General features: G+C 37.7%; 16 protein-coding genes and 1 pseudogene. 9 read left to right on the top strand and 8 right to left on the bottom strand.

What is annotated here, in order from left to right:
* Window positions 1-82: 82 nt before the first annotated feature.
* From QFZ72_RS16135 to QFZ72_RS16150, 4 genes and pseudogenes are all read right to left on the bottom strand, one after another.
* Window positions 83-553, bottom strand: a complete 471-nt coding sequence (locus tag QFZ72_RS16135; RefSeq protein WP_307435120.1) for a DinB family protein — start codon at window positions 551-553, stop codon at window positions 83-85.
* A gap of 324 nt (window positions 554-877) precedes the next feature.
* Window positions 878-1,065: pseudogene (locus QFZ72_RS16140) on the bottom strand (IS110 family transposase); the annotation flags it as partial.
* Window positions 1,066-1,400: 335 nt separating this feature from the next.
* The gene (locus QFZ72_RS16145) at window positions 1,401-2,201 is read right to left on the bottom strand and encodes a nucleotidyltransferase domain-containing protein (protein WP_307435122.1); all 801 of its coding nucleotides are present in this window, start codon (window positions 2,199-2,201) and stop codon (window positions 1,401-1,403) included.
* Window positions 2,202-2,473: 272 nt separating this feature from the next.
* The gene (locus tag QFZ72_RS16150) at window positions 2,474-3,160 is read right to left on the bottom strand and encodes an ArsR/SmtB family transcription factor (RefSeq protein WP_307435126.1); all 687 of its coding nucleotides are present in this window, start codon (window positions 3,158-3,160) and stop codon (window positions 2,474-2,476) included.
* A 117-nt stretch (window positions 3,161-3,277) separates the two neighbouring features.
* Here QFZ72_RS16150 and QFZ72_RS16155 point away from each other — a divergent pair, with 117 nt between their 5' ends.
* Window positions 3,278-4,114 (top strand): isocitrate lyase/PEP mutase family protein, encoded by an 837-nt coding sequence (locus tag QFZ72_RS16155; protein WP_307435128.1) that lies wholly within the window; start codon window positions 3,278-3,280, stop codon window positions 4,112-4,114.
* Window positions 4,115-4,345: 231 nt separating this feature from the next.
* Here QFZ72_RS16155 and QFZ72_RS16160 read toward each other — a convergent pair whose 3' ends face one another.
* Both QFZ72_RS16160 and QFZ72_RS16165 read right to left on the bottom strand, forming a co-directional pair.
* The gene (locus QFZ72_RS16160) at window positions 4,346-5,053 is read right to left on the bottom strand and encodes a DNA alkylation repair protein (RefSeq protein ID WP_307435130.1); all 708 of its coding nucleotides are present in this window, start codon (window positions 5,051-5,053) and stop codon (window positions 4,346-4,348) included.
* 526 nt (window positions 5,054-5,579) lie between these two features.
* Window positions 5,580-6,662 carry a PQQ-dependent sugar dehydrogenase gene (locus QFZ72_RS16165; RefSeq protein WP_307435137.1) on the bottom strand — a complete coding sequence of 361 codons (1,083 nt, stop codon included), beginning with the start codon at window positions 6,660-6,662 and terminating at the stop codon, window positions 5,580-5,582.
* Between the two features lie 697 nt (window positions 6,663-7,359).
* On the opposite strand from QFZ72_RS16165, the gene QFZ72_RS16170 reads away from it, so the two are divergent.
* From QFZ72_RS16170 to QFZ72_RS16185, 4 genes are all read left to right on the top strand, one after another.
* Window positions 7,360-7,695, top strand: coding sequence for an ArsR/SmtB family transcription factor (locus QFZ72_RS16170; protein WP_307435139.1), 336 nt, complete (start codon window positions 7,360-7,362; stop codon window positions 7,693-7,695).
* 45 nt (window positions 7,696-7,740) lie between these two features.
* Window positions 7,741-8,223: an SRPBCC family protein gene (locus tag QFZ72_RS16175; RefSeq protein ID WP_307435140.1), complete on the top strand. Its 483-nt coding sequence runs from the start codon at window positions 7,741-7,743 to the stop codon at window positions 8,221-8,223.
* Window positions 8,224-8,297: 74 nt separating this feature from the next.
* A complete protein-coding gene (locus tag QFZ72_RS16180; RefSeq protein ID WP_307435141.1) occupies window positions 8,298-8,696 on the top strand; it encodes a DoxX family protein in 399 nt (132 codons plus the stop codon).
* A gap of 40 nt (window positions 8,697-8,736) precedes the next feature.
* Window positions 8,737-9,267: an SRPBCC family protein gene (locus QFZ72_RS16185; RefSeq protein ID WP_307435148.1), complete on the top strand. Its 531-nt coding sequence runs from the start codon at window positions 8,737-8,739 to the stop codon at window positions 9,265-9,267.
* A gap of 186 nt (window positions 9,268-9,453) precedes the next feature.
* On the opposite strand, the gene yeiL is transcribed toward QFZ72_RS16185, so the two are convergent.
* Window positions 9,454-10,125: a transcriptional regulator YeiL gene (gene yeiL / locus QFZ72_RS16190; protein WP_307435150.1), complete on the bottom strand. Its 672-nt coding sequence runs from the start codon at window positions 10,123-10,125 to the stop codon at window positions 9,454-9,456.
* An 80-nt stretch (window positions 10,126-10,205) separates the two neighbouring features.
* On the opposite strand from yeiL, the gene QFZ72_RS16195 reads away from it, so the two are divergent.
* Entirely contained in the window at window positions 10,206-11,378 is a 1,173-nt protein-coding gene (locus tag QFZ72_RS16195) for an MFS transporter (RefSeq protein WP_307435152.1), read from the top strand.
* Between the two features lie 204 nt (window positions 11,379-11,582).
* Here the strand turns inward: QFZ72_RS16195 and QFZ72_RS16200 are convergent, their stop codons facing one another.
* On the bottom strand, window positions 11,583-11,999 hold the full coding sequence (locus tag QFZ72_RS16200) for a VOC family protein (protein ID WP_307435153.1): 417 nt from the start codon (window positions 11,997-11,999) through the stop codon (window positions 11,583-11,585).
* A 421-nt stretch (window positions 12,000-12,420) separates the two neighbouring features.
* Between QFZ72_RS16200 and QFZ72_RS16205 the strand changes: the two genes are divergently transcribed.
* From QFZ72_RS16205 to QFZ72_RS16215, 3 genes are read left to right on the top strand one after another with little or no spacing between them, the layout of a single operon-like run.
* Complete coding sequence (locus tag QFZ72_RS16205; protein WP_307435154.1) at window positions 12,421-13,917, top strand: spore germination protein; 1,497 nt, start codon at window positions 12,421-12,423, stop codon at window positions 13,915-13,917.
* Window positions 13,918-13,946: 29 nt separating this feature from the next.
* Window positions 13,947-15,014: a Ger(x)C family spore germination protein gene (locus QFZ72_RS16210; protein WP_307435155.1), complete on the top strand. Its 1,068-nt coding sequence runs from the start codon at window positions 13,947-13,949 to the stop codon at window positions 15,012-15,014.
* Entirely contained in the window at window positions 15,014-16,111 is a 1,098-nt protein-coding gene (locus tag QFZ72_RS16215; RefSeq protein WP_307435156.1) for a GerAB/ArcD/ProY family transporter, read from the top strand. The genes QFZ72_RS16210 and QFZ72_RS16215 overlap by 1 nt, the downstream gene beginning before the upstream one ends.
* The last annotated feature ends 39 nt before the right edge of the window (window positions 16,112-16,150 follow it).

Genomic DNA, 16,150 nt, shown 5'->3' on the forward strand with positions numbered 1-16,150 from the left:
CACCTCTTCTATCGTGAAGAGAAGGGAGGAAAATGACCATACCTATTGATAGCTTTCTTATTGTTATGCCATCTTGTCAAATTCAGTTTTTTACACTCGTATATTCAATTATTCGCTTCATTGCTTGAATCTGTCCCATATGAGCTGCTTCATGCATTAGTGTTAAACCCGCCAGCTCTCCAAAGGTTTGACATCCCATGAATGGCGTCTCCAGGGTGTGGTTTAGCTGTTCAGCTGAAATTTCCTGAAGGCGAACCAATTGATCTTTTAGCTGTACCATAAGTTCATCCATAGTAGGTACATTCCCCGTCCAATCAGCTGGTTTCGTACCGTTCCCGAACAATTCCATATAGTTTGCAGGAAGATGGGTTGTTGCATGAGGAAAACCAAACATAGTTTGTTCAGTAACTGTCAAAACATGACCAGTATGCCAATGAATTGTGTTATTGAAACCTTCTGGCTGCACATCAGTTTGATCCTTGGAAACAGACCCTACGATCTTGATGAAGTACTCACTTGTCATTTCAAATTGTTTAAAAACAAGTTTGTTCATCTCTTTCTCCCCTTTCACTGATACAATCACCCATATTATACCATTAATAAAGAGCGAAGAATATAATTAAGGCACCCCTGGCTGTCCAGAATATTAGTACCTAGTTAATAATTTAACCGTTTTAGCCGTTTATACAGGATTCTTTACATCGTTGATACATCAAAGTTTTCTGCTTGAGCTTCGATTCACTTACTAATATTTCATTCTCTTATTCAAGAATATGGCCCGATTGTTGATCAGAACTCTTGAAACCACTCTTCAACTAAACTCCCTCTATAAAGAAAGGAATAACTCTGGATTATTAGCTTTTCTTAAGATTTCATCCAAATGTTTTATCCAGCCTAAAAAAAAATCAAAATGTGATTTAGTATTTTCAAAATGACAAGGTGCACCAAACTCTTGGCCTCTAAGTCTTGAGCACGAGCTACATGCTTGTATTTCGCAATTTCTACACCTATAATCAGTGTTTCAGAAGTAATTTGAGCAATCTTTTCATGTTGGTTATAATTCATATTAAAGGCCTCCTGGTATTTATGTTTTGTCCTTTTCGCTGGCCAGCTTCAGGTCACTCATATCATACCAAGAGGTTATTTTTTTGTTCAAACACCATTTTTCTTCATTACAGGAATGCTGCCCGATTGCTTAATACCAATTATTTCAGATGATTAACACAATCTTTTATTCCAGTAAAAAGGGCACTTACCTTATAACAGATAAGCACCCGAAAATGGAATAAACTATGAAGCTTCTAATAGATGGCTATTAACTCAACCGATTCTCGGTTTTAACAGCCAGGATGTTATCTTTGTATTGATTATTTATGGACTGGAACTTCAGCAGGAAAAGGTTATAAGTTATTACTTTTTACCAAATCATCTAAATTGTCAACCAGATCATTTATGTCACTTAATAGTGTTATGGTATTGTTGCTAAGAATCATGATTATGTTTTCTTCCATCTTGTCTGGGAGATATTTGCATGTTTTTTGTGCGATCTTAATTAACTTCTTTTCTCCAGGATGTGGCAACTCGTTAATCGCAAATATAATATCGAAGTAACTTGCAAGTAACGCAGCAACCCTATGATTGACACTTATGTAGTCTTTTCTTTTTAGTGCTTTTTCGATTTGGAAATAGTAGGATGTAACACTGTCTCGTAATAAAGGGTAATTTTTGTTAAGGATATTTTTTTTTAATTCTTTTGGAAAGGCTACGTTAATTTTATCCTGTAGCTTCTTTAATTGACCATTTTGATCATATAATATTTTGGAATTTAAATAATTGCTCCAAAAGCATGTAGTGTAACCGACCTGAGCCTGGAAATTCACTACCGTTTTCATAAGTTCGTTTTCAATCCAAGCATAATTTCTATATATAATTTCTATGCCAATATTTGGTTCATTTAGCGTTCCATCATCTTCTGTTTCCCAATACTGGTTATTAATCTCCATATAATCCGAAAACGGTTCTAACAATTTTTTGCGAGTGCTGGTAGGGATTTCTTGATCACTATAAATATACAAATCTATATCAGAATGTTCATCTTGGGTATTTGTTGAAAGAGAGCCAGAGAGTACAACACCTTCCACTTCTTCTAACTGAGAGAAAACAGACGAAATCTTCATAATCATGTCATTAATAGTATTCATTTTGGATTTCTTCCCATCTATTTTTTTTATTTTTCGTATTGCTCCAATTATAGGGTATTTATGGGATGTAAACCATTTTTATTTTGGTAAATTGCTACTCTTAAAACAAAATAAGGAGATTAAAAATTGCATAACCCTTATTCAAGAATCCTCCCTCAAAATTAGGTGGTTAACTCAATCTTTTATTCCATTAAAAAGGACACTTACCTTATTACAGATAAGCGCCAGATTGCTGAAGACAGTTTTCTTCATAGGTATTAAATTAACACTTATTATAATGTAATTGATAAAAGTTCATTAAGCCCTTTTCTACCTGCAGAAGTTATTCTTATCGCTCTTGTTTTTTCCATTCGTTCGATCCATTTTAATTCGAAAAAGCGTTCAAAAAGTTCATGACCTAATGCACCGGCAAGGTGATGGCGCCTTTCACTCCAATCTAAGCATTTATGGAGGAATGATCGACGCTTTTTTCTCACGATATCTAAGCGGATATCAAATGACTCGAAAAATATCTCGCCATCCTTCGTAATCAAAATATCATTGCTTTTCTCAATGACGTACCCCTTATCTACTAGAGCATCCATAAGTTTTACTCCGAGTTTTCCGGCGAGATGATCATAACAAGTACGTGCAAAACGCAAGTTTTCATTTTCCGTTACTTGTTTGAATGATTTAACCTTTGGTTGAGGTGAAATGGCTAGCAACGTTTCGAGGGCTTTTGCTATTTCAATATTTTCAATTCGATAATATCGATGCCTTCCTTGTTTTTCTAGAGACACCACATTCACTTCAAGCATCTTCGCTAAATGAAAGCTTGCAGTTTGTGGCTTTATGTTTGCTACATAAGCCAAATCTCCTGCTGGATGGCTTCTTCCATCCATGAGTACTGTTAAGATGGCTGCACGTGATGGGTCGCTTATTAACGAAGCAATCGTTGAAGCGTCTGGACTCGAACTCATCTCAACTCCCCCTTAATATGAATTCCATATTTCGATGATAGTCGAATAATTTAGCTCTTACAATAGATATAAAGCAAAAAGGATTTATAATCTAAATCATGAAAGGAGTTTAACTTTATGAATAACAAAGATCAATCATTAAAGGCAAAAAACTTTCATCACTTACATCAGCAATCGTCTACATTTGTTCTGCCAAATGCATGGGATGTCATCAGTGCAAAAATGTTTGAAGAAAGTGGTTTTAAAGCTATTGGAACGACAAGTGCTGGCATTGCTGCTTCTTTAGGGTACCCGGATGGGCAAAGTTTACCTCTTAACAAAATGGTTGAAACTATTGAAAACATAGCCAAATCAGTAAATGTTCCAGTTAGCGCAGACATTGAAGCAGGTTATGGACAGACGGTTGAAGAGGTTTTAGAAACGGTAAAAACAGTGTTTACTACTGGAGCTATCGGCATAAATCTCGAGGACGGTACAGGTGATTCTAACCGACCTGTATTTGATATTTCATCACAAAAGGAAAAAATAGCAGCTATCAAAGAACTTTCGGAATCCAACAATACGTCATTATTTATCAATGCACGAACAGACATATATTGGTTAAATGTCGGGGATGCCTCATTACGTTTTCGGGAAGCTTTAAAGCGAGCAAAAGCCTATCAAGATGCAGGTGCAGATTGCATTTTTATTCCAGGCTTAAATGATAGGAAGACTATTAAAAACATTAGAGAGGAAATTTCTTGTCCTATCAACTTACTGGTTGACCCTGAGATGCCTTCTTTAACGGAGTTATCGAATATCGGAATCGAAAGGCTCAGCTGCGGATCCGGCCCATTCAGAGCCACCTTAACGTTGTTACGGACAATCAGCGAAGAGATTGTAAACCATCAGACCTTTCATCAAATGACAGATGGCGTTATTTCCTATAGAAAGATAACTGAATTCATGCAATAAATTAATGACCGAACTAGTTATAAAAAACAACATTTATATTTTTGATACATGGTGAGTTTAAAACAATAAAGTGGACCAGTTAGAATCTTTCTATCATTAATAGAGCGAAGGGAACTTCCAGTTTTTAAAGTTCCCCTTTCTTCAAAAATGCGCAACTTTGGAATAACTAACGATACTGAATGATGTATTGAGCTCTCGTTCCAGTTAGCGTAGTTACACTATTAAACTATGCTAACACCTTACATTTTTGCGTTTGAAACCAAGCTTCCCTCTATCTATATCCTTTTGAATATTTTCGGAAGCAAGCAGGATACTGCTTTTTTTCTTGCCTCGCCTGACTTCGACTGGGCCTACTGCCTTTGCGGTTTCAACCGCCTTATCATGGAGCGGCAAATATGAAATCCCGACTGTGTAGATAAAATTATTCATAGCGGATTTCGTTCTATCTGGAGAATCGTGAATCGTATTTTCCACCTGATCAAGCATACTGGCAATCTTGCTTGCGCTAAATTCACCGTCCGGGCGATTACCCAAAAGCCAGCAGTAACAGCTCCAGCCTGCCGACATTCTAAGTTCTTCACCGCTTGCGATCCATTTATCGGCAACAACTTGCGCAAAATCGGTTTCTGCCAAAGTTACTGCAACCACATAATCGGACAGCATATAAAAATACGCCGCATCCATCCAACGCTCAAAATCCGCCTCAGTCATTGTCATTGGGTCCGCAATGATGCCGGCAAAATACATGGCATCGTAGTTCCCGGTGGCGTAAAGCTGCTCGGCCAAAGGCTGATTTTCCTTGATTTTCTTTGCGAGCGGCTTCATTTCGCCTGTAGCCACACCAAAAAGCGGCTCGTGTGCACCATTGCTTATGTAAGTCTTTTTGATTCGTTCCTTACCGAGCGCTTCCAGTTCCTGCATAACTATTTCGAAATCCATCGTTTTGCACTTCCCTCCTTTATAATCATACCCACTTCATTGTAACCATCTAGCTTATATTCTTTATCAAGCAATGCTTTAACTTGATGTAAAAGATCAAAAGTAGCTTGCCATTCCAGAGAAATTAGATCAAATACATTTTCCCTGTGTACTTTTGGTTCAATTAAACCTGAACCTAATAATACTTTTTGAGGTTTTTGAACGAATAAATAATATTCATTACTGAGAACGACTCTTTGTTCTGTATCTGATCCAGGAAAACAGAACGGTCATCCCATATTTTCACTACCTCTTTTCAACATTTCCATCTTCATAAATTCTTGAACTTAATTCCGTTATCCTGCCCATTTATTAAATAAAAAAGAGCTGCATAAACAGCTCAGCGCTATTCAACGAAAGCGCTCGTTTGTGGAAGAAGGGAGAAACTATAATATAATGCTCAGGATGTCACCAACAACTTAGTCAGTTATTGTTGATAACAAAAAAGTAGTTTAATCTAAAATAAAATGGAAAAGTTAACACTCACCTACTCGAGTAAAGAAATCTTGAATAATTTATCATCACCTTCTCGGGGATTTCCTCGCCCGTCACGATTGTTCGTAATCATAAATAATGTATCATTTTCAATCAGCACATCCCGCATTCTCCCCGCATTTTCAAATAAAGTATCCACGGTACGGTCAGTTAGATTAAATACTTTAATGTTTTCACCTCGTAAATTGGCCACATAGATTTTTTTTCTTTTAATTGCAATTCCTGATGGAGCCCACGTGTCATCTCCTGTTTGATATAATGGAGAGACCATATTAGGAGCTTGCTGATCACCTTCAATTATCGGCCATCCGTAATTTTTTCCGGGTTCAATCAGATTAATTTCATCATGAGCCGTTTGACCATGTTCAGAGCTATATAGTTTTCCGTCATCATCCCAGTCTAATCCTTGTGGATTTCGATGCCCATAGGAATAAACATATGATTTTTTAAATGGATTATCTTTAGGAACAGTACCATCCAATTCCATACGTAAAATTTTCCCTGCTAAAATTTCTACATTTTGAGCATTTTCTGAGTTCCCGGCATCACCAGCGGTAGCATACAATTTCCCATCTGGACCAATTTTGATTCGACCACCGTTATGAATTCTTCCACCCGGAATTCCCTCTAGTAATATCGTTTCTTCCTTCCACGTATTTTGATTAAGCTTAAGGACGATTATTCGGTTATAAACTTCTCCATCTTGTTTATATGTATGGTAGGCAAAAGCTTCTCGGGAAATGTCAAAATCGAGTGCAAGAATGAACCCTAAAAATCCTCCTTCACCTTCATGTAGGACTTCCTTTGTAACTTCTACATTTTGAACTGTTTTTGAACCGCTAACACCATCAACTTTAATAATATTACCTGCCCGTTGACTCAAATAAAAGGTATTGTCATGTTTGTTAATATTCCAAGGAATATTTAAATCTCTTGCAATTACCTCAGTTTGTCTTGAAAATACTTCAATTGCCTCCCTTTCATTCTTTTCGGATTGATAATTATCTTCAGATGAACAAGCAGAAATAAAGAGAATAAAGATTAGTGTGAAAATGAGTTTTTTCAATGCTATCACCTCAATTTTGCTTTTAATAAAATAGTTTAACCATTTTTTATAGAATAAAATAACAAAGTTTCTAAATTAACGAACCTTTTTAGCTTTTTAAAGTGTCCTTAACAATCTGGCCCTTAAAAATGGGCGTGATCCTTCTTACGAGGGTCCTGCAAAAGTGGTAGTTTTCGAAAAAGAGCGATTTTAGGGGGGGCAAAAATGTCTCCCTTTCAATGCCAAACGAGCCTTAAAAACGATTCTGGAGGCTCGTTTTTCTTTTACCATTTTTCATTTTTAAAAAATGGACTTTGCAGTACCCTCTCTTACAGGAAAGCGCCCTTTAATGGAGTACTACATATTCAATCTTAATCCCACTCACATTTTTATCCATTTCGTAAGTCTTAGCAGATTTATCATAAATGACTTTAAGATTCTTTTCAGCCATTCAACCGAAAAATCTTTATCTGACCTAAATGTATTTCCCGATTCATTTTGAAAATCATCATCTTTATTTAAAATGGGTAATTGAGGTGAAAATCCTGTTGTTGCACCACAACTTCTTTCTAAAATATAAGCCACATGCTCATCGCTGAACTGCACCCATTAAAATAGATGTTGAAAAACCCCCTTTCGGTTACAGAGGCAACAAGGAACGTAAATTCGGAAAAAAATTTCACAATATACCTTGACAGGAATATTCCTATTTGTGTATGTTTAATTCATGAAAACAACATTGAATGCTCTTGCTGAGCCCAACCGACTACACATCGTAGAACTCTTGCGTGACGGGCCTCTCACAGTAGGGGAAATTGCCGATCGACTTGGGCTTAACCAGCCGCAAGCTTCCAAACATCTTCGTGTACTTAATAATGCCGGGCTGGTAGAGGTGCAGGCGATGGCCAATCGACGGATCTACAAACTGAGGGCCGAGCCGTTCAAAGAGCTTGATGCATGGTTGGAGTCTTACCGCCACATCTGGAACGAGAGATTCGACCGCTTAGACGATTACCTGCAGAACCTGCAAAGTAAGGAAGTGAACCATGACGACAAGCAGTAGTCCTGCAAAAGTGCATTAAAAAAACGAAATTGGAGGAATGAAATCATGGCAGAAGGCCAAACAACGAATAACACTTTTACGTCTGTAGAAGATCGGGAACTCATTATCAATCGTGTCTTTAATTCTCCACGTGAGCTGGTATATAAGGCTTGGACTGACCCTAAACATTTACCGCATTGGTGGGGACCAAAAGGCTTTACGATTACGGTTCAAGAAATAGACGTAAAGCCAGGCGGTGTATGGCATTACGTCATGCACGGTCCCGATGGTGTCGATTATGACAATAAGATCGTCTACATCGAAGTTGAAAGCCCCGAACTACTTGTTTATTCCCATGGCGGGGGAGAAGAGGACGAACAATTTCAAGTGACTGTAACGTTTGCAGAGCAAGGAAATAGGACCGAGCTCACCATGCGGATGCTCTTCAAGTCTGCTGCCGAATTGGATAAGGTGGTCAAGGAGTACGGCGCCATTGAGGGAGCAAAATCCACGCTTGATCGTCTTGAGGAACAATTGGCGAAGATTTAAGGAACAAAAACACACCAAAACAGGAAATTTGCAATATGCGGTTAATATACAAAACTAAGGGAGGAAATGAGTAAATGAAAAAAATAAAAATTATATACTGGATTTTTACAGGGCCGTTGGTGGCATTAATGATTTTTGGTTCTATTCCGGATATAATGTCTGTTCCCGATGCAGTTGCTTTATTTAATCATTTAGGCTATCCAACCTACCTCCTACCCTTTCTCGGAATTGCCAAACTATTAGGTGTTGTGGCGATACTTATTCCTGGCTTTCCGAGAATTAAGGAATGGGCTTATGCAGGTTTTGTATTTGATTTAACGGGTGCTATGTATTCAAGCATATCTGTTGGCGACCCTGCCAGTGGATGGCTGCTTTTTATTATCGGCTTCATTTTGATAGCCGGCTCTTATATTTTCCATCACAAAAAAATAAAATCCGCTTCATTGATTAGTAAGAATAGCTTAACAATGTAACTAAAATAGTATCAACCTACACATTTAAGGAGGAATTGGAATGTCAAAGGAAAATGTAACAAACAGCATTACAATGAACACTGCTGAATGCGAATTGGTTATCACGCGTACTTTCGATGCACCACGCGAGCTTGTGTTCAAGGCGTGGACCGAGCCTGAGCATCTGAAGCACTGGTGGGGACCGAAAGGCTTCACGATAGATATAACTAAGTTCGATCTCCGCCCAGATGGCGTCTTTCACTACTGCATGCGATCCTCTGATGGCCACGAAATGTGGGGCAAGTTTGTTTATCGCGAAATCATTGCACCAGAGAAAATCGTCTTCATTAATTCATTTTCTGATGAAGAGGGCAATACGATCCGTGCACCATTTAGCCCGATCTGGCCGCTAGAAGTATTAAATACACTGACGCTTTCAGAAAATGAAGGCAAAACCACAATCACCCTTCGAGGTGGTCCTATAAATGCATCTGAGACAGAACGTAAGAGATTTGTGGAAGAGTTTGAATCAATGAAGCAAGGTTTTGGTGGAACCTTTGATCAGCTCGACAATTACTTGACTAGAGTGTGACGAATTGGATAATAGCTGCCTTGTGTATCAAAGAAAAAGCACCGATAATTGGTGTTTTTTCTTTTGGCTGAGAGTCTGCGTTTTATGAGTTCAACTTCGATTCCTTTGTAAAAAGAACTGCCAATCTTCAATAATCTGGCCCTTTAAATGTAAAAGAGCACTACCCTTTTTCATGGATAGCGCCCGTTATTTATTCCTCAACTTCTCAGCAAGTTCATATAGTGGGTTGTGCTGCTGAATGCGATAGTGACGTCCTTCCTTTTGCAAATACCCTTTATCGCAAAATTGTACAAGCACATGCAATAAGTGTCGATAGGAGACGCCTAAAAAATCACAAACAGTTACGTGTTTCTCCTTATAGACCTCTTCAGCAGCGGTTTGCAAAATAAAATCCGCAAGCCGGTTTTCAAGCGGGAAGGCGAGACTTTGCGAATACTTTGCAGCCATTTGTGTTGCTTTTACACTTAAAAACTTAGTTAGTTCACGTAGAAATCTCGCATCTTCTAGCATTTGTGCGCGACAGTGATGAAAAGGAAGCGCAAAGCAAACGGTCTTAGTGGAGGTTTGAATCCCTTTTGTATAGTACACCTCATTTAATAATTCCATTTCCCCAATATAATCATTCGTGTTGATAAAATTAATTAAGGAAACTTTCCCATTTTGATGCGTTACATAAATTTTTGCTTTTCCTTCAATGACATAAAATAAAAAATCCGGTCGCATGCCTTCTTGAATAATCCATTCATCGCGTTTATATTCATGCACTTGTATAAACTCTTCAATCGGAAAAGAAAATAAATGAGTAATGGAGTACTCATCCAAATAGCGTTGCCTTTTCTCATTTTTATAAATTTCCATAACCCACCTCAAAAAAATGAGATATCTCATATTATTGTACGTGTCTCCATGATATCATGCAAACAATGGGGGAATACAGAATGAACACACAACGCTGGATGAGTAGACAGTTTTTTAGTTTTTATATGACATGGGGCGTTTTTCTACCCTATTGGACAGGATGGATGATTCATACAAAAGGGATTACGGTTTCACAAGCTAGTTTGATTATGAGCTTAGGTTTGGTTGCAAGAGGCCTTTCTACATTAGTTGCGTTTCCTTATTTATCGGGGAAATTTAGTAGTAAAACTTTAATAAATGGGATGGCAATCGGCACGCTAATTGCCATTCTGTGTTGTATTCCAGCAAGTTCCTTTGCTAGCTTACTTGTGGTAACGATACTTTTGCATTTTTTTTACCCAACTTTGATGCCTGCTTTAGACAGTGCGGCTGGCTTCCTTGTGCAAAGTAAACAATTAAGACACTACGGGAAGAGCCGTTCGTGGGGATCCATCGGGTTTGTCGTGGCCGGCATGATCTTAACCGTCTTTACAGGGGCGCTTGGGGATGAAGTGATTTTATGGGCGCTGTTTCTCGGCACATTGGTATTCATGTGTCTTGGTTTTATGCGTGCACCCGTTGTTTTATCTGAAAAACCGCAAGCGGATCAAACAAAAAAAGGCGACATGCTGAAATTATTTCGCATCAAACACTTTGGTTTGGTGCTCATCATTGTAATTTTACTGCAATCGGCACACGCTTCTTATTACAACTATGGCTATATTTTTTTACAAGAAACCCATGCACCGAAATATTTAATTGGCGTGATTATTAACATTGCCGTGATCGCAGAAATCATTTTCTTCTCAATCGCTGATAAGAGCTTTCATAAATTTTCAGTAGGCTCCTTACTGACACTAGCGGCACTTGGTTCATCCGTACGTTGGATATTAGTATTTGCCTTTCCAAATGTTATTGTTTTCTGTATCGCGCAAACATTGCATGCATGTTCATTTGCAATGGGGCATTATGCCTTTATGAAATACTTAATCAAAAATATTCCACATGCGCAGATACCGAAAGCACAAGGCATGTATTCAGCTCTGGCACTTAGCTGGAGCACTGCGGTGTTCACGATTTTCGGCGGTTATTTATACGAAATCGAGCCAAGATACGCCTTTATCGGGATGATTATTTGTACCATTCCGTCGATGATGGTTGCGCTTGTTTATCGGAAATTTGAACATAAAAAGGAAGCTGCAGTTTCTATTTAGTTCGTTTATATAGGACTTTACGAAGCATGAGTCAATCTTATCCGCCGCTTAAATACTCGAATATTCTGCCAACGGCATTCGAATACCGAACAGTTGTGGTAATAAGCATAACATAAATCGAGTCAGCTGCCACTGCGCAGATAATTGTTACGCCCCACAGTGCAACGCCAAGCCTAGGTGAACTGTGAATGCCGACGGGGAGGGTCACGCTTTTCTGGTCGAACCCAGAACCTCCAAATAGTGCTGATTGTACATAATGCCTAGGATATTCCCAAAAGGATCGACCACGGAAGCAGTGAAGAACCCCTCTCCGCGCTCTGTGGGTGCCTCGTACTCTTTCGCTCCCATAGAGAGCAGCTTCTTGAAAGTTGCTGTTACATCGTCGACGTGCCAGTACACTACAGCACCGGCCGGGCCGGTCGCTGAACCATCGGGCGCGTAGCGTCTATCGATCAGGCCCAGCTCGTGCTGGTAGTCGCCGAGGCGAAACTCAGCATATCCCGGCCGGTCGAAGTATGGTTCGATGCCTAATAGCTCAGCGTACCACTTCTTTGCCGCTGCTAGATCATCCGTCCAAAAACTGACTGTGGTGAGTCCTCGTAATGTCTGTATGTCGCTCATAATCGATTTCCTCCTTAATATTGAGTAGTACGTCCCAATGCTAAACTAAATAACATCTTTTTTATTAACTTCGATTTACTTACGAATAATCCCTTCTCTTTTATTCAAGAAAATGGCCCGATTGTTGAAGATCAATTTATGTTGTCTTATTGAAGAAAAGCCCCCTTTAACGGAACAAAGGATGTAATCCAAAATTATTGAATTACGCCCGATTGTGGAAAGCATTTAAACAATAAATTCTTTGTTCAGTTTCGCCCATTTTTCGAGCTGGTTGTTTAGGATCTGTAGAATCCATTTACTCCGTTAAACTGCCCTATCAGCATGAGTATTCATCGAACACAAATACATGAAAACACCAGAAATTGCCTAAACTAGCCAAGAATAATACTTGATTGTTTTCATATGGGGAGGTGATGGTTCCTTGCGGAATTTCATAAAACAAAAAAACAATTCAATACATGATTTGTTTAAAGAGGTTTCTAAATCTGATGATTTTTACCAATTTTCCACTAAAAGCGTCAATGAGTCACCCATATATTTTTCCTATTATAAGAGCCTTATTGATGAAAAAAAAATTCATCATCATCTCCTTCCATATATTCAATCTGCAGAGGAGGTATTTACAGAACTTACGGATGTAATGAATGCCATACCTATAGAAGATCGAGAAATCACTTCCGATGCTAAAGTATTCATAAACAAACTTACAAAAGGCTACATATTCATTCATTTAACGAAAACTCCTGAGAAAGGTATTTTGGTTAATCTTTCGAATGGAACGAAAGGTTATAGAGTTTTTAATGATGCTGAAAATGAATATAGTGTCATCGGACCAAAGGTGGGCTTTGTCGAAGATCTTGATACAAACCTCAGCCTAATGAGAAGGCAAATTACATCCGAAGATCTTGTTTTTAAAGAAATTACTAAAGGATCTCTTTCAAACACTCGGGTTATGATTGGATATATTGATGGAATTGCAAATCCACAGCACATTCAAACCATGAAACAACGTCTTGAGGATTTAGATATGGATGTTATATTCGATAGTTCAATTCTAGATCAGATTATTTCTGATAACGCAAATACACCTTTTCCGCTATTCATGTCTACAGAACGTTTGGATCGTACAATCTATATGCTTTTAAGTGGACAAGTAATCGTTATTAGTGACGGTTCACCTTATGTTATCGCAGGACCTACTAGTATATTTAACTTTTTTATATCAGCAGAGGATTATTACTCACCGTGGTCAATAGGGACTTTCTTTCGATTAATACGATTTATAGGTGTCCTTTTTTCAATTTTTGCAACACCAATATATGTCGCAGTATTAACACACCATTATGCAATCATTCCGGAAGATCTGTTAACTCCGTTAATCATGTCAAGGGCAAATGTCCCGTTTCCTCCTTTACTGGAAGCTTTATTTTTAGAACTTACAATAGAACTCTTGAGAGAAGCAGGAGCCAGACTTCCGACAAAAGTAGGCCAAACTCTGGGAATTGTTGGAGGTATTGTAATTGGGCAAGCTGCTGTTGAAGCTGCACTTACAAGTAACATTTTATTAATCATCGTAGCTCTTTCAGCACTTGCTTCTTTTACTACTCCTATTTTCAAGATGTCTAATACCATTCGGATATTAAGATTCCCACTTATTCTCTTAGCTGCAATTTGGGGAGGTTTTGGGGTAACCCTGGGTCTTACTTTTATCCTGTGCCATCTAATAAGGTTAAAATCTCTTGGCACACCCTATTTGGCACCTCTATACCCATTCAGGTACAGAGATTTAAACGATAGTTTTATTCGGTCTTCTTTAAGCGTCACGACTAAACGGTATACCTTCTTTAGACCTCTAAAGTTGCATAGGTACAATGTCAAAAAGCATAAAGACATCGAGGATGACTATAATAACGAATAACTTATTTCTTTTTCAAGAGGTTGTGGGCCATGATGAAATTTTTAAAAATCCTATATGTCCTGTTGTTAATAGTAGGATGCTCTAGGAATAAAATAGTCGAGGATTTAAAAATAATTGAATCATTAGGCTATGATCTTGAAGATGATAAAATAAAAGGGAGCGCCTCTTTCCATGTTCATTATGATGTACCAGCAGGGGCACCAGTAAAGCTTCTTACAGCAGAATCCGAAACTGCAAATGGAATATTTACGACGTTTACGCAACAAGTACCACACCCTATTGCAATTGGAAAAACAAGAACAATATTAATGGGTGAACCTTTTGCAAAAAAAGGCATTAAAGATTTAATTGGTACTCTTGTCAGAAATCCAATCATGGAAAACAATGCAAAAATGGCAATATCAAAGGTGGATGCTGCTGAAGTCCTTAATCTTTCTATGAGATTTCCACCCTTTTATCTCTCTGATGTAATTGAACAAAATATAACATACGGGAATACGCCACAAACGAACATTGATACAGTATTAAATCAATACTATGGTGCTGGGCAAGATGTTTACTTGCCGGTCTTAACCATTTATGAATCTGAGAAGATAATGGTTGATGGTTTAGGAATTTTTAAGGGTGACAAATTGATGATGCTCCTTCAGGATAGGGAAGCGTTCCTCTTTAAGATCATTAAAGACAAAAATATTAGTGGTACTTATGAATTCATCAGCCAACAGAAAGAGAAAATCTTTCTAAAAATTATGTATGGAAAACGAAAAGTCTCCATTAAAAATACTCATCAAAAGCCACAGGTGAAAATTAAACTTGATTTGTTTGCTCATATTGAAGATTACCCAAGATCTCTTGATCTTTCTAAAAAGAAAGATGTAGATAAATTATCCACAAAGATTGAAAAAGAATTACGCACAAAAATTGAAAGGTTATTGGAAGAGTTTAAAGAGGAACAAGTAGATCCTGTGGGATTTGGAGATTTAGTTAGAAGTGAAAAACGGGATTGGACGCAAGATAGCTTTAATGATCAATACCCAAATTTAGAATTTGAAATTGAAACGAAGGTGAACTTTCTACAGACGGGAGTGGAAGGATAGTGGAGCAAAATAATAAAGAAAACTATTTAGTTTCTACTTTTTTTGTTTTCTTTTTGATTCACTCCTCTCAAACAGGAATTGGTCTTCTGAGCTTTCAGAATACGATTATTGAAAATGCTGGACATGATTCATGGATCTCAGTTATTATCGCTGGTCTAAGCCTTCATATTATATTATGGATGATACTAAAAATGGTTAGTAACCCTACCAAAGACTTGTTAAAAATCCATCAAATTTCGTTTGGTGAAAAAATCGGGAATTTTTTATCGGTTATTGTAATTGGATACTTTTTACTTTTGGCTCTTACCGTTTTTCGTACTTATATAGAAGCTATACAGGTATGGGTATTCCCAATGATCAAAACTTGGGAGCTTAGCCTAGGGTTAGCATGTCTAATCATTTATATCATTACCGGAGGATTCCGAACATTGACGGGAATAAGCTTCCTAGGAGTGGTTCTACCTTCTATTCTTCTGTTAACGTTATATTTTCCTTTACAATATGCTAATTTTAGAAACCTAATGCCGGTTTTTAACCATTCAATTCTGGAAATAGCTCAATCCTCTAAAGCATCTTCCCTTATATTTATTGGGTTTGAGTCCTTGTTGATTTACTTCCCATTTATTAAGCACCCTTCTAAATCTGCAAAATGGGCACATGGAGCATTAGCATTTACAACTTTCATATATCTATTAGTTACATTAATAACCTTCGTTTATTTTAGCCAAGGTCGACTTAAGCATACATTATGGCCGACATTAGCCATGATTAAGATTGTTGAAATTCCTTTTATCATGCGAATTGAATTTATTTTTATCTTTACTTGGCTTTTGGTTATACTTCCAACCGTCTGTATTCCAATCTGGTGTTGTACGAGGATATTAAAGAAAATAACGAAAATTAAACCAAGGAAATCATTATATACGATTATGCTATTCATATTACTTTGTAGCATCTTTATTGATGACCGTCTGAAAGTAGATGCACTAGGGAAATTCACCTCAGAGGTAGGTTTCTATTTTATATATAGCTACATTCCACTTTTATTTATCATTTATTCCCTACGTAAAAGCAAATTTAAAAGCTCTGAGTATTAAGTTCAATGAAAACCTAGAAAATAGCTACTTTGAAGAATC

The organism is Bacillus sp. V2I10 (assembly GCF_030817055.1).
Classification (GTDB): domain Bacteria; phylum Bacillota; class Bacilli; order Bacillales; family Bacillaceae; genus Bacillus_P.